General features: G+C 61.2%; 19 protein-coding genes. 5 read left to right on the top strand and 14 right to left on the bottom strand.

The window, feature by feature from the left end; genetic code table 11:
- Positions 1-74: 74 nt before the first annotated feature.
- On the top strand, positions 75-1,241 hold the full coding sequence (locus L4923_RS09390) for an ROK family transcriptional regulator (RefSeq protein ID WP_239364008.1): 1,167 nt from the start codon (positions 75-77) through the stop codon (positions 1,239-1,241).
- A gap of 38 nt (positions 1,242-1,279) precedes the next feature.
- Here L4923_RS09390 and L4923_RS09385 read toward each other — a convergent pair whose 3' ends face one another.
- Both L4923_RS09385 and L4923_RS09380 read right to left on the bottom strand, forming a co-directional pair.
- Positions 1,280-1,819: an NADPH-dependent FMN reductase gene (locus tag L4923_RS09385; RefSeq protein WP_239364007.1), complete on the bottom strand. Its 540-nt coding sequence runs from the start codon at positions 1,817-1,819 to the stop codon at positions 1,280-1,282.
- A 51-nt stretch (positions 1,820-1,870) separates the two neighbouring features.
- Positions 1,871-2,371: a DUF2938 domain-containing protein gene (locus tag L4923_RS09380; protein WP_239364006.1), complete on the bottom strand. Its 501-nt coding sequence runs from the start codon at positions 2,369-2,371 to the stop codon at positions 1,871-1,873.
- 96 nt (positions 2,372-2,467) lie between these two features.
- Here L4923_RS09380 and L4923_RS09375 point away from each other — a divergent pair, with 96 nt between their 5' ends.
- Positions 2,468-3,148: an ArsR/SmtB family transcription factor gene (locus tag L4923_RS09375; RefSeq protein WP_239364005.1), complete on the top strand. Its 681-nt coding sequence runs from the start codon at positions 2,468-2,470 to the stop codon at positions 3,146-3,148.
- A 97-nt stretch (positions 3,149-3,245) separates the two neighbouring features.
- On the top strand, positions 3,246-4,628 hold the full coding sequence (locus L4923_RS09370; RefSeq protein ID WP_239364004.1) for an MFS transporter: 1,383 nt from the start codon (positions 3,246-3,248) through the stop codon (positions 4,626-4,628).
- A gap of 23 nt (positions 4,629-4,651) precedes the next feature.
- Here L4923_RS09370 and L4923_RS09365 read toward each other — a convergent pair whose 3' ends face one another.
- From L4923_RS09365 to L4923_RS09340, 6 genes are all read right to left on the bottom strand, one after another.
- Positions 4,652-4,876, bottom strand: coding sequence for a hypothetical protein (locus L4923_RS09365; RefSeq protein ID WP_239364001.1), 225 nt, complete (start codon positions 4,874-4,876; stop codon positions 4,652-4,654).
- Between the two features lie 33 nt (positions 4,877-4,909).
- Positions 4,910-6,679, bottom strand: a complete 1,770-nt coding sequence (locus L4923_RS09360) for an alpha,alpha-trehalose-phosphate synthase (UDP-forming) (protein WP_239363998.1) — start codon at positions 6,677-6,679, stop codon at positions 4,910-4,912.
- Between the two features lie 109 nt (positions 6,680-6,788).
- Positions 6,789-8,954, bottom strand: coding sequence for an amylo-alpha-1,6-glucosidase (locus L4923_RS09355; RefSeq protein ID WP_275448331.1), 2,166 nt, complete (start codon positions 8,952-8,954; stop codon positions 6,789-6,791).
- Positions 8,951-10,045, bottom strand: a complete 1,095-nt coding sequence (locus L4923_RS09350) for a glycosyltransferase family 4 protein (protein WP_239363995.1) — start codon at positions 10,043-10,045, stop codon at positions 8,951-8,953. Before L4923_RS09350 ends, L4923_RS09355 begins: the two co-directional genes overlap by 4 nt.
- 148 nt (positions 10,046-10,193) lie before the next feature.
- On the bottom strand, positions 10,194-10,916 hold the full coding sequence (locus L4923_RS09345; RefSeq protein ID WP_239364227.1) for an HAD family hydrolase: 723 nt from the start codon (positions 10,914-10,916) through the stop codon (positions 10,194-10,196).
- A gap of 139 nt (positions 10,917-11,055) precedes the next feature.
- Positions 11,056-11,343: a hypothetical protein gene (locus L4923_RS09340; RefSeq protein ID WP_239363992.1), complete on the bottom strand. Its 288-nt coding sequence runs from the start codon at positions 11,341-11,343 to the stop codon at positions 11,056-11,058.
- A gap of 297 nt (positions 11,344-11,640) precedes the next feature.
- Between L4923_RS09340 and yghU the strand changes: the two genes are divergently transcribed.
- Positions 11,641-12,510 (top strand): glutathione-dependent disulfide-bond oxidoreductase, encoded by an 870-nt coding sequence (gene yghU / locus L4923_RS09335; RefSeq protein ID WP_239363987.1) that lies wholly within the window; start codon positions 11,641-11,643, stop codon positions 12,508-12,510.
- A 12-nt stretch (positions 12,511-12,522) separates the two neighbouring features.
- Here yghU and L4923_RS09330 read toward each other — a convergent pair whose 3' ends face one another.
- Entirely contained in the window at positions 12,523-13,320 is a 798-nt protein-coding gene (locus tag L4923_RS09330) for an AraC family transcriptional regulator (protein ID WP_239363985.1), read from the bottom strand.
- A 166-nt stretch (positions 13,321-13,486) separates the two neighbouring features.
- On the opposite strand from L4923_RS09330, the gene L4923_RS09325 reads away from it, so the two are divergent.
- A complete protein-coding gene (locus L4923_RS09325; RefSeq protein WP_239363982.1) occupies positions 13,487-13,741 on the top strand; it encodes a DUF1127 domain-containing protein in 255 nt (84 codons plus the stop codon).
- Between the two features lie 52 nt (positions 13,742-13,793).
- Here L4923_RS09325 and L4923_RS09320 read toward each other — a convergent pair whose 3' ends face one another.
- From L4923_RS09320 to L4923_RS09300, 5 genes are all read right to left on the bottom strand, one after another.
- Positions 13,794-14,237: a hypothetical protein gene (locus L4923_RS09320; RefSeq protein ID WP_239363980.1), complete on the bottom strand. Its 444-nt coding sequence runs from the start codon at positions 14,235-14,237 to the stop codon at positions 13,794-13,796.
- A gap of 593 nt (positions 14,238-14,830) precedes the next feature.
- A complete protein-coding gene (locus L4923_RS09315) occupies positions 14,831-15,049 on the bottom strand; it encodes a hypothetical protein (RefSeq protein ID WP_239363978.1) in 219 nt (72 codons plus the stop codon).
- A gap of 49 nt (positions 15,050-15,098) precedes the next feature.
- Positions 15,099-17,357, bottom strand: coding sequence for a xanthine dehydrogenase family protein molybdopterin-binding subunit (locus tag L4923_RS09310; protein WP_239363975.1), 2,259 nt, complete (start codon positions 17,355-17,357; stop codon positions 15,099-15,101).
- Positions 17,347-18,405, bottom strand: coding sequence for an FAD binding domain-containing protein (locus L4923_RS09305; protein ID WP_239363968.1), 1,059 nt, complete (start codon positions 18,403-18,405; stop codon positions 17,347-17,349). Before L4923_RS09305 ends, L4923_RS09310 begins: the two co-directional genes overlap by 11 nt.
- A complete protein-coding gene (locus L4923_RS09300; RefSeq protein ID WP_239363965.1) occupies positions 18,402-18,899 on the bottom strand; it encodes a (2Fe-2S)-binding protein in 498 nt (165 codons plus the stop codon). Before L4923_RS09300 ends, L4923_RS09305 begins: the two co-directional genes overlap by 4 nt.
- Positions 18,900-19,057: the final 158 nt, after the last annotated feature.

The following is a 19,057-nucleotide window of genomic DNA, read 5'->3' as shown; positions in this document are numbered from 1 at the left end:
CACTTGATCTGGTTTGCAGGCATGCGCATCATGCGCCAACTTTGGATTAAGTTATTGAATTAAAGAATCAGGCCGTGACCCTCAAAGGCGATCAAAGCACCACGCGCGCGCTGAACAGGCGGCTGATTCTCAACTGCCTCCGCCGCGAAGGCAGCCTGAGCCGTGTGGAAATCGCCGCCAAGACCGGGCTTAGCCCTGCGGCCGTGACCGGAGTTACTGCAGAACTCATCAACGAAGGCATGCTCGTTGAAGGCAAGGGGATGCAAAGCACCGGTGGGCGCAAGCCAATCCCGCTCAACATCGATTATCGGCAACGCTGGTCGATCGGCTTCAAGCTTACACATGACAAGGTGGAAGGCACGCTGACGGACCTATCCACGCAACCGATCGGCACATGCGAGATCCCATTATCCAGCCATGATCCTGCTGCCGTCGCCGCGGCGGTGGAGGATGGCGCTTCGATGTTGCTGCGCGAGCAGAAAAGCAATTCAGGCAAGCTTGTCGGTATCGGTGTCGCTATGCCGGGCCTGATCGATGTGGATCGGGGTGTCTGCCTTGAATTTCACGACTTCGGCTGGGTCAATGTGCCGATTGCCGAACTGATAGCAGCGCGCACGAGTGTTCCGGTCTGGGTGGACAACGACGTCAATGCTTTTGCGATCGCTCAGCAACTGTTCGGATATGGTCGCACCCGCGGTTCGGCTCTGGTGCTGGTCATCAGCACGGGTGTGGGAGCTGCGCTGGTCTTCAATGGCCAGATCCATCGCGGCGCGCGCTTTGCAGCAGGCGAAATCGGCTTCCTGCGCAGCGACAAGGACAGCTGGGCGACAAGCGATCGGTTGAGCTGGAATCGGCGCCTTTCCGAGCCGGGGATTATAAGGGGCTGGCGGGAGCTGCGAGGTCCAGAAGCCCCAGATCTGCAGGAGGCGGCCGCCAATGGCGATCCGCTTGCAACGATCTATCTGGGCAAGATCGGACGCGAAATCGGCGAGCGGCTGGTGAGCATGATCGACCTTGTGGATCCAGCGGTCGTCATCGTGGGCGGCGAAGCGGTCCGGTTCGGAAGGGCACTGGTCGATCCGCTCGCCAGGGCGGTGAGGGAGAATTCCTTCGGAACGCCGCCGCCGCTGGAAGTGGATTGGGGCAACAATGTCTGGTTGCGGGGAGCGTCCGCACTTGCCATCCAGAAGTTCTTCGATTTCGAAAGTGCGGCCGGGTATCAGCGAAAACTGGCCAGTTGACAGCCTGGAAATAGACCGGCCCCCTCTGCCTGCCGGGGCTACAGCTTCCCGGCTGGGCCGATGATGAATCGATGCATGTGCTCGAGCGCCGTCCTTAGTTGAGATGAAACCTGCGAATCTTGCAGGATCCCGTCCGCATCGAGGTTTCGTCCCAGCAAAGGTAAGGTGATCGACGCTTCCTCGACCAGTCGGGCCGACATCGTCTCCAACGTCAGGCGTAAGGCGGCATCGGCATGAGTCGAGCGCTGCGAAGCGTTGATGACGGCGACCGGCTTGTCCGGAAATTCGAAACTGCTCACCAGCCAATCCAGCGCATTCTTCATGACGCCGGCAACGCCACGCGCGTATTCAGGACTGCATATGAGCAGTCCGTCGGCGCGACCCACAGCCTCTCGCAACTTCAACACCGGGGAAGGAGGGATTTCCGTGTCCCGGTCCGGATTGAAGTGGGGCAGCGCCTCAAGGCCATCGAAGAGGGTGATGTCGAGCGATTGGGGCGCGAGCATTGTTGCAGCCTGGAGGACGGCAAGGTTGGAGGAACGGGCGCGCAGGCTGCCGCAGATTGCCAGGATTTTCATCGTTTCTTCGCTAGGCCGTGCTTCCGTCGCCGCCCACGGAATCAGCATAGCTTAGGACGAAAACGAAGCTAGCAGCAGCGCCGAAAGATAGAGCCCAACACCAAACGAGAAGTGCGCCATCAAGCTGCGTTGTCGGGCAATGGCAGGCTTGGGCGTGCGAGAGGCGGCGATGCCGAAACCGAAAGCCGGCTGCATCAGGAAGAAGGGGATAACCACGGTGACGACGCCGAACGCGATGGCGGGCAACGGTGTCGGACTTTGAGGCCAGTCGACCCCGGCGAGCGTCAGAAGAAGACCAGCGAAAACGATACCGATGGCATAGTGAGCACCCCATCCGAGGATGGCTTCGCCCGGAACGGTGGCGGCCTGTCCGATATTTGCATGCGCGAAGCGGCCGTTTCGAAAATGACCGATCCAGCGTCCGACCCACGCATAATCCAGGGAGGGGATGCTGAACGCCCGCTTCAGGAATAGCGCCCAAAGATCCATTACTGCGGTTGCCCCCACGCCGATCGCAATGGCCCGCAAAGCAAAGTCCAAACCGCTATCCATCATGCACTCCTGGCAATGTGAGATGCCGTTCATAAAGCATCAAAAATCATCATTCAATAGATTGATTGAATGATTGAGTGATGTTAGAAAGCGTTCATGACAGATAGTGACACCCATCATCCTATTTTCGACTTGTCTGCCGACATTGCGCGTACGCTTGGACATGCCCATCGGCTTGTTCTGCTCAATCACATCGCCGAAGGTGAGAAAGCGGTAGAGAGGCTGACGGATCTGACCGGGCTCGGTGTTGCCAACACCTCCCAGCACCTGCAGCATCTCAAACGCGCCGGCTTGGTGCAGACCAGACGAGACGGCAAAAGAGTGCTCTACCGGCTGGCAGCCGGGCCGATCGAAATGGTGCTGGCAGCCCTGCGCAGTCTAGCCGAACACAACAACGCGCAGTTGCGCGAACTGGTCGAGGGCGGTGCAGCCAACACAGCCGCGCGGCTGGAGAACATTTCCCGCGAAGAGCTCATACGGCGCATGAACGAGGATTCCATCGTGCTTCTCGACGTGCGACCCGCAGACGAATTTGCGACCGGACGCCTTCCGCGGGCGATCAATATTCCGGTTGAGGAATTGGAACTGCGCCTTGCCGAACTGCCGCGCGACAAACTGGTCGTCGCCTATTGTCGAGGCGTTCGCTGCGTCCTGTCTGCCGACGCGCTGGCCATCCTGCGGGCTCATGGCTGGGTTGCGCGCCGTTTTGAGCAGGGTTTTCCTGATTGGCTTGATGCCGGATTGGACGTCGAAGACGGACATTACAACAGCGGCTGATCGCTCCTGAGCAATCAGACTGCGCTTTCAAAAAAGTTGGACTGCGGGCTCGTGCGAAACGGGCCGTGGCCTTTTGCGCTCCATGAAAGGAATTGAAATGGCGACCTCACCAGCGGCACGTCTCGCCTTCGCAATGCTGGCTTTCGTACAGTCCTCGCTGATCTTCACGATCGCTCTGATCATGGTGCCGCTGCCAAAGATTGCTGCCGAGTTCGATCTAACCGCGACAGACGTGCTGACGCTTCAGGTCGCCTATGGCTTGCCCTTCAGCGGCTTGCTTCTTTTCGGTGGCCGATTGGCCGATCGCTACGGCGGCAGGCGTATGTTCATACTTGGCCTGATCTTGTTTGGGGGAGCTTCCGTCATCGCCGCGATAGCGCCGACCTACGGACTGCTGACGGCAATGCGTTTCCTCGAGGGCGTCGCCGGGGCGATGATCGCACCGGCCGCGATGTCGCTGCTGCATCGGCTGTTTCCTGACCCAAAGGATTTCGGTCAAGCCATGGCAACATGGGGTGGAGTGTCGGTACTGGGTGCCATCTTGGGCTTCGTTCTTTCAGGAATTGTAACGACTTGGATTTCCTGGCGCTGGATGTTTGCCGTCCCCATCCTGGTTGCATTGGTCGCTTTGATCAGCACCAGCGTGCTGCTGCCGCGTCACGGCGACGAAAATCTTGCTGCCAGGCCGCGTCTCGATCCACTCGGAGCATTGCTGGCAACAGCAGGCATCGTTCTCGGCAGCTACGGGCTGATCATGACCGGTGATCATCCCTGGGCATCAGCACCAGTCTTGGCGCCATTGACCATTTCCGCAATCCTCCTCGCCGTGTTTTTTGCCGTGGAAGGGAAAATGCGCGATCCCATGCTGCCGCCGGCCTTCCTTGCCGATCCTTGCCGTATTACCGGGCTTCTCGGCATGATGTTGGCCGCCGTCGGTTCGATCGCGATCGAATATATCCTGTCGCTCTACCTGCAACAGGTTCGGGGCTGGTCGCCGCTCACGACGACACTGGCTTTCCTGCCCTTCGCCGTGACGCTGATCGTTACGAACCATCTTTCGCCAGCTCTGGTTAGCCGTTTTGGCGCGGTGCAGATCACCATCGCCGGTCTGGTCGTTGCCGCATTCGGGCTTGGGCTGCTAGCAGGGCTTGCCAGCGACTCGAGCTATCTCGTCGGTCTGATGCCCGGAACCCTATTGGTCGCGATCGGCATGTCGCTGATGTTCTCGGGCTCGGCCGTGTTGTCCATGACGAATGTGCCGCTACGCCAGGCCGGATTGGCAGGGGGCGTCATGAACACCGCGATGGAACTGGGGCCAACAGTCGGGTTGGCGGTGCTGATGTCGGTAGCCGCGACGCAAGGCGATGTGGTGCGTGGCTATGGCTGTGCCTTTGGCGCTGCAAGCTTATTCTACATCATTCTCGCAGTCTTCGCGGCTCGTTCCGGCAGACAAGGCGCCTGTGCCGTCGCCGGTGGTTGATCTGCGGAAATCCCGGCGGCAGTCTATTGCTGCGGCTTCGGGTTGGCCGGGTGGTCGCTTTGCGCACTCTCCTTGGGCACGTGGGTGTAGTCGGGCGTATTCGCGCCGTAGAGATCATTCTCTGCCATCTCACGCCAGTGAGCGTCGACGTCTTCAGGCGTAGACGCCTTGTGCCTCCTGTAGCGGGTTTTGAGATGTCGCACCCAACGGGGCATCATCTGTTCGAACCGGTTCGCCGTATGTGACATCGGATTGCTCCTCTCATTTATGTTCAACGAACGTCATGTCATTGCCCGCCACCGCTCCGGCAGGCTGACGACGTTGTTGGTTTCGATGGGGTTGCCTGCGCCGGGGAGTTCGACCTCAGCGCGCTTGCGCAGGCGCGCTGCGTCCAGAAGCATGCTGCCGGCCCAGCGATAGACATTGTTGTCGCGCACGATTTCGCGCATGCGCCGCATGCGATCGCGTTGTTCGTCGGAGCTCATCGCCAGCGCATGCTGCAGCGCTTCCCCCATCGTCGCAGCATCGAACGGATTCACGATCAGCGCCTCCAGCAATTCCTTTGATGCGCCCGCAAACATGGAAAGGATCAGCACGCCCTGTTCGTCGTCGCGTGCCGCGACGAATTCCTTGGCGACGAGGTTCATGCCGTCGTGGAGACTGGTGACCATACAGACATCCGCGGCGCGATAAATTTCATAGACTTGGCGCTGCGTGTGATGTTCGGCGATGAAGAGTACGGGCGTGTAGCCCTCGTAGCCGTAGCGCTGGTTGATCTCTTCCGCACAGCGTTCGCATTCGCGGTGCAGTCTTTCATAATCCGGCAAGGTGCCGCGGCTAGGCGCCGCGATTTGCAGAACAGTCACCTTGCCGATCCACTCGGGATGCCGGTTGAACAATTCGTCCAAGGCGCGGAATCGATCGACGATCCCTTTCGTGTAATCGAGCCGCTCCACGCCTACGCAGAGCTTGACGCCTTCAGCAAGGCCGAGCCTGGTGCGGACGCGATCCCGGCACTGCTGGACCGCTGGCACCTTGCCCAATTGGGCCGGGGGCCACTCGATCGAGATCGGATAGGCGTGAACCAGGCTGGTTCGCCCCTGATAGGAGATCGCGGCGTCCTCGCGCTCAATGCGGGTTTCCAGGAAGCGGTCGACGCTTTCTATGAAATTGTTGCAGTGGAACTGGGTGTGGAAGCCGATGATGGAGCTGCCCAGCAATCCGTCCAGGATGCGCTCGCGCCAAGGGCAAATGCTGAAGACTTCCGAGTTCGGCCACGGAATGTGCCAGAAGGTGATGATGATCGCATCCGGAAGTTGCTCTCGCAGCATGCGCGGCAGGAGCGCGAAGTGATAGTCCTGTACCAGCACGATCGGCCGTTCGTTCCGGGCTTCCGCAACGACAGCATTGGCGAATTTGCGATTGACGCTCTGATAGGTCTCCCAGTCTGCCGCCCGGAAGTTCGGGCGCGTGAAAGCGATATGGCACAGCGGCCAGAGCCCCTCATTGGCGAAGCCGAGATAATAGCCCGCATGCTCTTCATCGCTTAGCCAGACGCGCCGAAGCATATAGGAGGGGTCATCGGGCGGCACTGCGACGCGGTCGTTTTCATCGACAGTGAGGTGGTCTGCCGAGCCGCCGCCATAGGCCACCCAGGTGCCGGCGCAGGCACGGGTGATCGGCTCAAGTGCCGAGACCAGTCCACTCGCTGGTACAACCAGCTCGACCTCGTCCTCCTTGAGGTTATGGATGTAAGGCTCGCGGTTCGAGACCACGATCACCTGTGCATCGGGCAATTCGGTGGCGAGAATTTTGCGCAGCGTGTCGGGCGACCATTTGACGAGGGCCGCGTCGGCCGAATGGCCGTTTTTTTCGAATTCGCGCAGCAGGGTCCGCACCGTGTCAGGCGTCGTGTCCGGCGTTACTGGCGGCTGTCTGGACTTTCCGGTTCGTATCAAGGCTGCTGCAAGTGCCGCTCCTGCCAGACAGAAGGTCGCCAGAACTGCAAGCCACAGGGCAGGGAGCGAGTGAACGAAATCGCTGGTTGTCATCAATGCTTTCGGCTTCCGACCCGGCCGTCGGTTGCATCTCCTGGCTCGTGAAGAATTCCCTGCCTGGCAGGTATGGTGGAACGCAGCCTGACCGCGATGGTTCCGATTTTCAGCTGCGGACAATCAGCGGCACGGACCCTTCGTGCTGATCGGAGAGGAATGCGCCGATACGATCGCCAACACGCTGGAAAGTCAGGTCGACGGCGACCGTACCGACTTGGATATGACGGACCATCAGATTGTCGATACCGATCGGGAGGCGAGGGCGCGTCACCTCGATCGAGCCCGTCCATCCATCCACCCGCAGGCCAAGGCAGGCCTGCATCAGCATGAAAGCCGCCCCTGCCGACCACGCCTGAGGCAGACAGGCAACCGGGTAAGCGATCGGAGCTTCGCCGGGCGCGCGCGTGAAGCCGCAGAAGAGCTCGGGCAATCGCATGTTGAAATGCACCGCCGCTTCGAATGTGCCGCTGGTGAGCCGTACCACGTCGTCGCGTACACCATAGCGGGCAAGCCCTGCTGTGCAGATCGCGGTGTCGTGCGGCCAGATCGAGCCGTTATGATAGGACATCGGATTGAAGAAAACCGCATCGTCGGCCAACGTCCGCAAACCCCAGCCGGAATGGAACGAAGCCGACAGCAGTTGCTCGGCAACTTTCGCTGCACGTTCAGCACTTGGCAGACCGACATAGAGCAGATGTCCTGCGTTCGAGGTGCGTACCCGGCATGGCTCACCCTCGCCATCCAGCGCCAAGGCGTAGTAGTCGAGCTCGTCCATCCAGAACCGTTGTTCGACCCGTTCCCGCAGCGCTTCCGCGAGACGGTTCCACTCTTCCGCCTGTTCCGCTTCCTCACGGCGCTCGGCTAGCCCCGCCAGACCGCGCAAGGCTGCGAAGACGTAACCTTGCACCTCGACCAGGGCGATAGGGCCTTTTGGAATACGTCCATCGGCGTGGAAAACGGAATCGTAGCTGTCTTTCCAGCCCTGGTTGGCAAGGCCGGATGCAGCGGCCCGTTGATAGGTCACGAAACCGGTGGCCCTGGACGCTTCGACTATCCAATCCGCGGCCGCCCGCAGCGATGGCCACAGCCGGTCGATGAAATCCATGTCACCGGTTCTGTCGGCATAGGAGCAGGCGAGCAGGATGTAGAGCGGTGTCGTGTCGACGCCGCCATAGTAGCGGCCAAAGGGTAGTTCACTGAGCGCGACCATTTCCCCCTTGCGGGTCTCGTGCATGATCTTGCCTGGCTGGGCATCGCTGAACGGGGCTGTCTCGGTAGCCTGGTGTTGCGCGAGAAAGGCCAGCACGCCGCGGGCCAGTCCCGGATTGAGCCAAAGCATCTGCAGCGCCGAGACCACTCCGTCGCGGCCGAAGGCGGTCGAGAACCAGGGAATGCCGGCATAGGGATAGGGGCCGGTTTCCAGCTCCGTGGTCAGCAGAGCGACATCGGCTCGCGCTCGGTTGATCCAATCGTTGAACACCCGGCCGGAGCTGTGAACCGTGGCGCCGTGGCGTCGTTTGGCGCGCATGGCGAAGCGCGCGCGAGCCGCCGCCGCCCGAAACCGCTCTCGATCAGGCGCAGCAACGGCGGTGCCGACTTCCACGTAAAGCGTCTGCTTGCCGCGCTTGGCGATTGTGAGGAAGAAGTCGGCCTGATCCGGCATCAATTGATCCGGCATCTGCGAGAACGAGATCGCCGAAACCCGTTCGACGTCATCCAGGCCCTGATAGCGCAGCACGATGGAATTCTGACCGGCCTCGGCCAGATGTGCAGTACCGCGCTTTTGCCGGACCGTACCTCGAACTTCGAACATGTCACGGAAATCGGCGGCAAATCTGAGCGAAAGCAGGATAGCGGACTGCTCCTGACCATAATTGGAAAGCGTCAACCGCTCGTAGAGCCTGTCCTGCCATATCAATCGTACCCGTTCGATATGGATCGCACCTTGTCGGATCTCTTTCCCGTCGATGGCCTTGATCGGCAGGTTTGTCAGGTTGGCGGAAAACAGCACATTGTCCTGGCTGAGGGAGGCGCCGAGAAGCGACGTCGAGCGCCCGCCAAGGGTGAGCCGGAACTCCGACAGCATACGCATATCATCGCGGAAGAACCCGTCGCCGACCCCGCGTATGTCGCCATAGGCATCGGCTACGGCAAAGGAGTCGCCATGCTTCAAGGCGAACAGACGATGCGGTTCCCTTGGCGCCGCCTCATCCAACGAGGCCAACGCAATGGCCGGATCGAGCTTCTGCTCGTCAAGCGGCACGGTATTCAATGGATCGCTCCAAGGAGATTCCGGTCGGAGGTGCGGGACGTGGTCTCGGCAGGCAAGTCGAGCAACTGACGATAAGCGGCCACGTAATCGCGCGCCATGCGTGAGGCGGAAAAGCGTTCCTCGAACGTCGTCCGAACGCGGCGCCGGTCAAGAGACAGCAACTCGGGCATGGTTGCTATCGCATCCTCCATACTCTCGACCAGAATGCCGGTAACGCCGTGATCGACGACCTCCGGCATGGCGCCGCAGCTCCAGGCCATGACTGGAGTGCCGCAGGCCATTGCCTCGATGACCGCAAGCCCGAACGGTTCTGGCCAATCGATAGGGAAAAGCAGGCCCGCGGCGTTGCCGAGGAACTCGTTTTTGCTGTGCTCGGGAATTTCGCCGATATATTCGATCTGGTCGCCGTCGATCAGCGGTTCGATCACTTCATCGAAATAAGCGCGATCGCCATCGCCGATCTTCGCCGCGAGCTTCAGCTTGAGCCCTGTGCGACGAGCGATCTCGATGGCTCGATCCGGTCGTTTGTCGCGGGAAAGCCTGCCAAGAAAAGCCAGATAGGTTCCGGTTGCGCTGACCTCTGAATCAAGCGTGTAAAGTTGCGGAGGAATGCCATGGTGGATGGTCGCGAGCCAGTTGGCGTCCGGCAGGCCCGTTTTTTGGCTCTGCGAAATCGAGATCATCGGAAACTTCGGAAAACGTGCATAAGTCGGTGCCAGGTCTGCGTAGTCCAGCCTGCCATGCGGTGTCGTCACCGTCCGTTCCGGCATGTCCTCGAAGAAAGGAAAGTGCTGGAAATGGCTCAAGTGGAAATGAATGACGTCGAACTCGTCGGCGCGAGCTCTGACGTCGTGCAGCATTGCGAGATGAGCGGCGATTTCCGACTTGAGTGGATGGGGATCCAGCCGCAATGCGCGCTCGCGCCCGGGCACAAGGGTTGCGGATGTTTTTGCATCTCCCGCCGCGAACAAGGTCACCTCGTGGCCGAGTTCGACAAGGGCTTCGGTGAGATACGAGATGATGCGCTCGGTGCCGCCATAAAGCTGAGGGGGGACAGATTCAAAAAGCGGTGCGACATGGGCAATTCTCATGGCCCGGCAGTCCTCCTACGGTCGGTGATGAAAAGCCAAATGCATCAGCGTCGGGATCGTTCCGACAGAATATGATGTGACGACGTCAGGATCGTGCAGATGGCTCTCGGGATGACTCGCTCATTGCGTTCGCCGCTCGCCCCGCGGGTTACCCTTGAGCCACCCGTGCAATCGCAACGTCATTTGTCTCCGCGTCCGCGGTCGTGACATCGCCTCGCAGGATATCGTCGATGATTTCCCTGACGCCGTCCCCGGCGGGTGCGAGCGTCACGCGGTCTGCCGTTTCCTTGAGGCTGGGCAGCGCATTGGCAACAGCGACGCCGTAGCCTGCTCTGCGCAGGAAGTCGTGATCGTTCTCGGCGTCGCCGATCGCTACCACTCCATCGACGGGCAGGTTCAGATCGTCCAGCGCAGCCATCAGGCCTGTCGCCTTGTTGACGCCGCTGGGCAGCACCATGACAGCGCCTTTGTTGAAGATGATTTCGAGTTCGAGGCCGTGGCGACGGATTTCATCGAGAACGATCATCTCGTTCGGCACCAGCGTGCCGATCACCGAGCGGCCGACAAGAAGTGGATCCACACCACGCTCGCGCAAGCTATCGACAAAGGCTGGCGGATAAACGGGAGCCAGGAGCTGCTCTCGGCCGGTGGCCGGATCATGCAGGATGGCGCCATTTTCTGCTACGACCCGGTCGAAGATCCCCAGATGTGGGAAAACCCTCTTGAGATCGGGCAGCTGCCGCCCTGACACGAGGATAAGCTTGCGTTGGCTTTCCTTCAGCTTCTGCAGCGCGGCAAATGTCGTTGCCGACACCAGGCCTTCTTCCGCAAGAGTTTCGTCATAGTCGGTGGCGAGCGCCGTGACATCCATCAAGAGACCTCTCCTTTTCGGTTTGGTTTCTCAACTATGCGAGCGCGTGATGGTTCCCCAATCAGGGAGCTTCTTTCGGCCTTGGCGGTGCCCAGTAGCGTGCCCTGAGCGAGCCGTGGGGGAGACATTGGATTGAAATTCAAGCTGTTAAGGCCTTGCGCTCCTCCAGGATGTAAATCAGCCCCGGCTGCACGATCCATTCGCCGGGCCTTAGATTTTCCACGGCGAATCTGCCCATACGTGTGCGTGGCATCACTCCGGCGAAGCGATAGCGTCGGCCATCATGATCGATGACGGCTTCGCGGATCGGCTTGCCCGCAAGATGACCAACCACCGGACCGTCAGCACGCAGGTTCGCCAGGATGAAATACTCGGTTGGGATCGCGGTCGTTCTGGTCGGCCACCACAGGGGGAGGGGTTTGAGCATGGGAGAAAGGTAGCTCACATCGACATCAAAATTCGATTGGGGACTGAGCGGGTTCGGATCAAGGAAACATCAATAGGCTGTTGATGGGGAAGAGCCGGAGTGTTTGCCATGCCCGGCATTTCGCGGAGGAAATGCAGTGACCACACGGACGCATCAACGAGGAAAATCATTGCAGGGACGGGTTTTGTTTTGAAACAAAAACTGCCTGTCAAAGCCCGGCTCAGGCGCCTATGTAATTGGTCCGCGAGGGTGGCCATTCATGAAGTCAGCCATCCGCCGATCCGATGGGAGCCGTTGATGTCAGAACAATCCGCATACACGCCGCCGAAGGTATGGACTTGGGACAAGGCCAATGGTGGTGCCTTTGCCAGCACGAACCGCCCGATCGCAGGCGCAACGCACGAGAAGGAATTGCCTGTCGGCAAGCACCCGCTGCAGCTCTATTCGCTCGGAACTCCCAACGGCGTGAAGGTTACCATCATGCTGGAGGAATTGCTGGCTGCCGGCCACCAGGGCGCTGAATACGACGCATGGCTGATCAAGATCGATGGCGAACAGTTCGGGTCGGGTTTTGTCAACGTCAATCCGAATTCGAAAATTCCGGCGCTGGTCGATCGCAGCGGCGGCAAATCCGTTCGTGTTTTCGAATCCGGCGCGATCCTGACCTACCTCGCTGAAAAGTTCGACGCCTTCTTGCCGACCGAACAGCCGGCGCGAGCAGAGACGCTGTCCTGGCTGTTCTGGCAGATGGGGTCGGCGCCGTTCGTCGGCGGCGGCTTCGGTCATTTCTATGCCTATGCGCCGGAGAAGATCGAGTATGCGATCAACCGCTACGCCATGGAAACCAAGCGTCAGCTCGACGTGCTCGACCGCCGGCTGGCTGAAAACGAGTATGTGGCGGGCAGCCAGTACACCATCGCGGATATGGCGATCTGGCCCTGGTATGGCGGCATGGTGAAAGGCTGGAACTACGGCGCAGGCGAGTTCCTCTCCGTGCACGAATACAAGAATGTGCTGCGCTGGGCGGACCAGCTTCACGCGCGGCCGGCCGTGAAGCGCGGGCGCATGGTCAATCGCGTTTCCGGCGACCCCGCCGGCCAACTGCGCGAGCGGCACGACGCCAGCGACTTCGAGACGAAAACGCAGGACAAGGTGGCGGCGGAATAGAACCCCGAAGAGTCATGACCCGTCATCGAAATAACGGCCGGGCGTAACGCCAAAGGCTTTGCGGAAACCGGCTACGAATGCACTGGGCTGTTCGTAACCCAGCCGCTCTGCGATTTCGCCAACCGGGAGGCCGAGCGAAAGCCATTCCACCGCCTTCATCAGTCGTGCTTGTTGCCGCCATGCCCGGAAGCTGATGCCTGTTTCGGCACGGAAGTGGCGCTCGAAGGAGCGTTCGGAAAGTGCAGCCTTTCCGGCAATCTCGGCAAGGCTGTCTATCAGCGACGGATCGGCGGCAAGCCCGGACACCGCGTGGCGCAAGCGAGTGGACGCGGGCATTGGCAGATGCAGAGGCGCGGCCGGCTCAGTCGCCAGCTGGTCGAGGATGACGGCGCCGATGCGTGCCGCGGGACCGGTGGTCGCTTCTTCTCGGCCATAACCCAGGAAGGCGACAATGAGCTCCCGCAGCAGGGGCGACAGGCGAATGACCGCCGGAACAATCGGCAGATGCCGCACGGCTTCCGGGCGGAAGAACAGGAAACGTTGTGCCGTGTCCTGCAGATAGGTCACGGCGTGTTCGACGTCGCAGGGAATCCAGACTGCCCGTTCCGGTGGCGCGACGAAGGTGCCGCGCTCGGTTTCGACGGTGACCGCACCCGACACGATGTGAAAGAGTTGCGCTCGGCGATGGTGATGTCGGTCGTAGTGTGTGCCTTTCTGGATCGTTCCGTCATAGCCGACAATTGCCGCCGGATAATCCTGCCGCGCTGTGAGGCCGAGATCTGGATGAATGTGGTTGTCTGGGTGGATCATCTGGCGGTTCGCAAACATAAGTCGGCGATATGACGATAACACGAAAGCGCCAGTTGCGGTAACATCTGTACGAAATCGATCACGCGCAGCGAACAGACCGCGGAACCATGGTTCGGCGGAGCGGATCTTCTTTGCGCAAGGGTCGATGCTTCGAAAGGAGACGATCATGAATGTCATGAGCACACAGGCGCCGATCGTGTCTCGATGGGCTCTGGGAGCACGGGATAAGCCAAGGGATCGCGGCAGCTGGCTGGACAGGCTGGTTTCCGGGATACGGCACGGGAGAGCCGTGCGCCGCACCCGCAAGAGCCTCTCGGAACTCGATGACAAAGCGTTGGCCGACCTCGGCCTCTGTCGCGACCAGATCGGACTGGTGGCGCAGCGCGGCCGCCTGCCGGACTGGGACGAGAATGTAGCTTAGAGCAACATGCAAGGGCGGGCCGCTGCGTTGACCCGCCCGCTTGCTGTTGCGTTCAGTAGTTCGTGGTCTCGATGACGGTCAAAGACCTTTCCATGGCCTTATTCAGCGATTGGGCAAGGGATGTGTCACCGAGTTCCCAAACACTGACGGCGAGCCGCGCGGCAAAGCCGAGATGAAACTCGACAAACCATTCCGGGTGCGGTTCGGGCTCCGGGATGGGTGGCCACCACGGTGGGAGCTTGATCTTTTTCGGCCGCGTCGGGCACCAGTCGTCGAGGTCATCGAAGACTTGCTTCAGATCGAGCGAGCCTCGGTCGGCCAGCCAGGCAGACCGGATGAAATCCGTCGCCAGGGCAGCGCCCAGATGTCCGGGCGGCAGTGGTTGCGGGTTGAGGGCAACCTGCGAGATCCAGCCCTGTGGCCCTCGCGGGATGACGTCGTAAATGGCGGGGATACGTTTGCCGATAATGGCGAGCAGTTTGGCATTCAATTTCATCGGAACCTCCTTCCGCGAGCGGCATACGCGCTGACTGGTGTTAGGGGCGGGGACCTTGGTCCACGTCATCGCCGCGTCGGGAGGATGCAAGCCGGCAGGATCGCCATCTATGAACGGCGTTACATAAAACGATGAAAGTTCACCGATCATTCCCGCGGCTACGATCGGCGGGAATGACTGGAATTGCTCCGAAAGCCTTGTGTTCGATGCCACGCCTGAATCGAAAACCCCGCCGAGGGCGGGGTTCCGATTGCTGCTCTACGGTCTATTGCACCGGCGCCGATTGCGGCGTCGTGGTTGGCGCTGGCGTCGTCATAGTGCTCGGCGGTGGTGCGACGGTCGTGGACGGCGCCTGTGTGGTTTGCGAATCCGTCTGGCTGCATGCGGCGAGCGCAAATGCCGCGATTCCAAGCACTGCGAGCAAATGAGGTTTGGAGGTCATTACTGTCCCTTCGACTACGCCCCCACGGGCGGACATCATCGGGACTGAGACTGTCAGGTCAACATTTGCGCGATCAAAGGTTCTTACGGAGTGTAAGACAGGAGGCCTGCGGGGCAAAGGAAAGTGGCCGAGCCGAATGCAAGAGACTAAGTCATTTCCAGCTCGGTGCTCGTCCAACCGTCTCAACGACCGCACTCGACAGGATTTCATCGAGATGCAGCAGGACCAACCGTTCTTTCGCCGGTGATGCCTGCAGGAGGTGGACGATCGTGTGGTGGATATTGTCTGCCTTGACCATGAATTTTTCTGCGTCGATCGCAGCCGTCAGCGGCGGCTTGTAGACCATGGTGGTGAGTGCGATTTGCTGCATTGCTGTCTCGGGTGATGACTGGAGTTATGAGGCTGTCTCTCGCCGCCCGTCAGGCTCGGGCGATGAGAAGGTCTTCTATGCGGACCGGAAAGCGTCGCACGCGAACGCCTGTGGCATGCCACACTGCGTTGGCAATGGCCCCTACGGTGCCGGTGATGCCGATCTCGCCAACGCCTTTGATGCCGAGCGGGTTGACGTAGGGATCATCCTCCTCGATCAGGATCGCGTCCAGCGAAGGCACATCCGCGTTGACCGGTACGTGATATTCGGCGAGATCGGCATTCATGATCCTGCCGGTTCGACGGTCGGTTACCGCTTCTTCGTGAAGCGCGAAGGATGTCCCCCAGATCATGCCGCCGAAATACTGGCTGCGGACGAGACGGGGATTGATCACGCGGCCGGCCGCGAAAGCGCCGACCAGGCGCGTCGCACGGATCTGCCCGAGATCGGGATCGACCTTCACTTCGGCGAAGACGGCGCCGTGAGAAAACATCGCATGGGCCTCCGCGATTGCCGGATCGCGTGCCGCCTTGGCAGTTCCGATCACTTCGGCCTGGCCGGCGCGGGCAAGGATATCGACATAGCTTTCGCTGCGCCCCTCGTCGTCGATCCTGTGGAGCCGCCCGGACCTCGCTACCACACCGATATTGCCGGCACCGAAAAGCGGGGACGCAGGGTCGGCGGTGGCGATTGCAGCGAGTTTGGCGATCGCGTCCTCACCGGCATTGTTCAGCGCCAGACCGGCACTCGCCGTATGACCGGAGCCGCCGGCGATGCCGCCATCGGGCAAGGTTGAAATACCCGAATGGAATTCGACCTGATCAGGATCGAGGCCCAGCGCCTCCGCCGCGATCTGGGCAAGCGCCGTCCACGCACCTTGCCCCATGTCGGCACCAGCGGTCTCGACCAGGGCCGTACCGTCCGCGCGCAGTGTGGCGCGTGCTTCTGCAGGGAAATGCGGGCAGTGGAAAACGGCCGTGCCCATGCCCCAGCCGACGAGGAAACCGTTCTCGTCACGCATTTGGCGCGGTTCGAGCGGTCGCCCGGCCCAGCCGAAGCGTTTGGCGCCCTCTAGATAGCACTCCCGCAGCGCTTTGGACGAGAACGGCCTGCCGGTGCCGGGTTCGGTCTCGGCGTAGTTCGCCAGCCTGAACTCGAGCGGATCCATGCCGCAGGCAACGGCAGCCTCGTCCATGGCAACTTCGAGCGCCGCCGAACCGGAAGCCTCGCCGGGCGCGCGCATTGGCCCCGGTGTGCCGATATCCAGCCTGAGGCCTTCATGTTCGACAAGAATGGCAGGACTGTCGTAGAGCGGCAGGGAGGCATTCGCCGCCGGTTCGATGAATTCGTCGAAGCTGGAGGTGGCGCAAAGGGCGTGATGATGCAGGGCGGTAAGGCGGCCCTGGGCGTCGGTGCCGATGCGCAGTTTCTGCCAGGTGTGGCCGCGATGCCCGACCGGCCCGTACATCTGCGTCCTGGTGAGGACCAGCTTCACCGGTCTTTTGAGCATGCGGGCGGCAAGAATGGCCAATATCTGCGGTCCGTTGAGGATGGCCTTCGAGCCAAAACCGCCGCCCAGGAAGGGCGAACGGATCAGCACGTTTTCGGCCGGGATGTCGAAATAGGCGCCATAGGCCGCACAGCTCAGCGCCATGGCCTGGTTGGGCATGTCGAGGGTTACCCGGTCTCCATGCCATTCAGCCACCACCGCGTGAGGTTCCATCGCGTTATGGTATTGCGCCGGCGTTTCGTATTCAGCCTCCGTCACATGCGTTGCGGCAGCCAGGCCCGCCGCGAGATCGCCATGGACCGTGCGCGGTGGCGCACCGATCCCGACCGCGGCGAGGCCGAAACGGTCGCCATTCGAGCGATCGGTGCGCGCATCGGCAATTTCATATTGCGGATCGAGCAGGGCCGCTGCTTCCGTTGCCGCCTCAAGTGTTTCAGCGACGACCAGTGCGATCGGCTGGCCGACATAGCGCACGGTGTCATCCTGCAGCACTTCCACCCGGAAGCCGAAAGGCGGCATCTTTTCATCCGGGTCATGTGCCAGCGGCGGACGATTGGCTGGAGTGAGCACCTCGACGACGCCGGCATGCGCCCTGGCGGCGCCGACATCGAGTGCTGTGACGCGTCCACGGGCGATGCGGCTGATGGCGGTAACGGCGTAGAGCATGCCGTCTGGATGGTTATCGGCGGCATAGGTCGCACGGCCGGTAACCTTGAGCAGTCCATCGCGGCGAGTCAGTGGCTGGCCGGCATTGGAGCCGTGGCGGCGGGCGGTTGGGGAAGCGGTATCAAGCGACATGGATTGCTCCAGCGGTTGTGGAGAATGGTGAGGCCGGCAGTGCCGGCATGACCTCGGGCGTTCCTTCGAAAGCGAGGCTCAAGGCACGGACGACGATGCGGCGCGCCAGTTCGATCTTGAAGGCGTTGTCGCCGGACGGAAGCGCATCGGCGAGCGCGATTTCGGCTGCTTTTGCAAAGGCTTCCGCCGATGCCGGCATGCCGGTCAAGGCTACCTCCGCTTCTCGGGCGCGCCAAGGCTTGGCAGCGACACCGCCAAGCGCGACGCGCGCCTTGCGGATCAGCTTGCCTTCCAGTTCCAGCGCCGCAGCCGCCGAGACCACAGCAAAGGCATAAGATGTGCGTTCGCGCAGTTTCAAATAGCGGGCATTGCCAGAAAAATCGGCAGCCTCGGCCGGCAGCCTCAGGGCAACGACCAGTTCACCTGGGGCCAGCGCGGTTTCCCGCTCCGGCGTCGCGCCGGGCAGGGCATGCAGCAGGTCGACCGGTATCTCGCGGGCGCCATGCGGCCCCTCGACCTCGACCAAGGCGTCCAGTGCGACCAACGGCACACAGAAGTCGGACGGATGGGTCGCAATGCAATGCTCGCTCCAACCAAGCACAGCATGGAGGCGATTTTCTCCATCGCGCGCATCACAGCCCGATCCCGCAACCCGGCGATTGCAGGCGCTCGCCAGGTCGTGGAAATAGGCGCAACGCGTGCGCTGCATCAGGTTGCCGCCAACGGTGGCGGCATTGCGCAACTGGGCCGAAGCGCCTGAAAGCAGCGCTTCCGCCACCGCCGGGAAGGTCCGGGCGAAGCGTTCGTCATACGCAAGGTCGGAATTGCGGACCATCGCAGCGATCCGCACGCCGCCATCCGGCAACCATTCGATGCGGTCAAGCCCCGGCAACCGTGTGATGTCGATAACGCGCTCCGGCCGCGTTGTGCCCACCTTCATCAGGTCGAGCAGGTTGGTGCCGGCTGCGAGATAGGCCGATCCCGGTACGGCTGCTGCCGCGATCGCCTCGGACACGCTGACCGGGCGTATATAGTCGAAGCGGTTCATGCCGCGTCCCTCCGGTTGGCTTCGGTCGATGCTTTCTGGGCTTCGAGGATTGCTTCTGTGATGCCCTGATAGGCACCGCAACGGCAGATATTGCCGCTCATCAGTTCGCGGATACGCTCAGGATCGCCATTTGCATGACCCTCCTTGATGAGTCCGACCGCGCTCATGATCTGGCCAGGCGTGCAGTAGCCGCATTGGAAGCCGTCATGTGCGATGAAGGCGGCCTGCACCGGATGCAGCGCTTCGCCTTCGGCGAGCCCTTCGATCGTGGTGACCTCGGTGCCATCCAGGCTTGCTGCCAGCGACAAGCATGAATTGATGCGCCGGCCGTCGACGAGCACGGTGCAGGCACCGCATTGGCCGCGGTCACAGCCTTTCTTGGTGCCGGGAAGGTCCAGTCGCTCGCGCAGGAGGTCGAGCAGCGTCACGCGTGGGTCATCGAGCACGACCGTGCGCGCTTGACCATTGATGGTGAGGCTGATGGAGAGTGACATCGCGGTACTCCATTCAGTGATCGTGATATATGGAAGCCGCTGTCCAGCGGCGAAGGATGCGGGCGCGCGGAAAGATCTGGTGCGAAACGGTCCGTTGACCCTGACCGGGATTGTCTTTGCAATGTCCCGATCTGCAACACTATATACGGAGGGTGCCT

The sequence above is a fragment of the Terribium retamae genome (assembly GCF_022347545.1).
Lineage (GTDB): Bacteria > Pseudomonadota > Alphaproteobacteria > Rhizobiales > Rhizobiaceae > Mesorhizobium > Mesorhizobium retamae.
This window is presented reverse-complemented; position numbering and strand designations above follow the sequence as displayed.

Coding starts and splice junctions, on each gene's coding strand:
- yghU (WP_239363987.1), top strand. CDS start 11,641: ATGTCAGAACAATCCGCATACACGCCGCCGAAGGTATGGACTTGGGAC.
- L4923_RS09320 (WP_239363980.1), bottom strand. CDS start 14,237: ATGAAATTGAATGCCAAACTGCTCGCCATTATCGGCAAACGTATCCCC.
- L4923_RS09325 (WP_239363982.1), top strand. CDS start 13,487: ATGAATGTCATGAGCACACAGGCGCCGATCGTGTCTCGATGGGCTCTG.
- L4923_RS09375 (WP_239364005.1), top strand. CDS start 2,468: ATGACAGATAGTGACACCCATCATCCTATTTTCGACTTGTCTGCCGAC.
- L4923_RS09305 (WP_239363968.1), bottom strand. CDS start 18,405: ATGAACCGCTTCGACTATATACGCCCGGTCAGCGTGTCCGAGGCGATC.
- L4923_RS09365 (WP_239364001.1), bottom strand. CDS start 4,876: ATGTCACATACGGCGAACCGGTTCGAACAGATGATGCCCCGTTGGGTG.
- L4923_RS09340 (WP_239363992.1), bottom strand. CDS start 11,343: ATGCTCAAACCCCTCCCCCTGTGGTGGCCGACCAGAACGACCGCGATC.
- L4923_RS09310 (WP_239363975.1), bottom strand. CDS start 17,357: ATGTCGCTTGATACCGCTTCCCCAACCGCCCGCCGCCACGGCTCCAAT.
- L4923_RS09385 (WP_239364007.1), bottom strand. CDS start 1,819: ATGAAAATCCTGGCAATCTGCGGCAGCCTGCGCGCCCGTTCCTCCAAC.
- L4923_RS09300 (WP_239363965.1), bottom strand. CDS start 18,899: ATGTCACTCTCCATCAGCCTCACCATCAATGGTCAAGCGCGCACGGTC.
- L4923_RS09345 (WP_239364227.1), bottom strand. CDS start 10,916: ATGGATGTCACGGCGCTCGCCACCGACTATGACGAAACTCTTGCGGAA.
- L4923_RS09330 (WP_239363985.1), bottom strand. CDS start 13,320: ATGATCCACCCAGACAACCACATTCATCCAGATCTCGGCCTCACAGCG.
- L4923_RS09360 (WP_239363998.1), bottom strand. CDS start 6,679: ATGACAACCAGCGATTTCGTTCACTCGCTCCCTGCCCTGTGGCTTGCA.
- L4923_RS09315 (WP_239363978.1), bottom strand. CDS start 15,049: ATGCAGCAAATCGCACTCACCACCATGGTCTACAAGCCGCCGCTGACG.
- L4923_RS09350 (WP_239363995.1), bottom strand. CDS start 10,045: ATGAGAATTGCCCATGTCGCACCGCTTTTTGAATCTGTCCCCCCTCAG.
- L4923_RS09370 (WP_239364004.1), top strand. CDS start 3,246: ATGGCGACCTCACCAGCGGCACGTCTCGCCTTCGCAATGCTGGCTTTC.
- L4923_RS09380 (WP_239364006.1), bottom strand. CDS start 2,371: ATGGATAGCGGTTTGGACTTTGCTTTGCGGGCCATTGCGATCGGCGTG.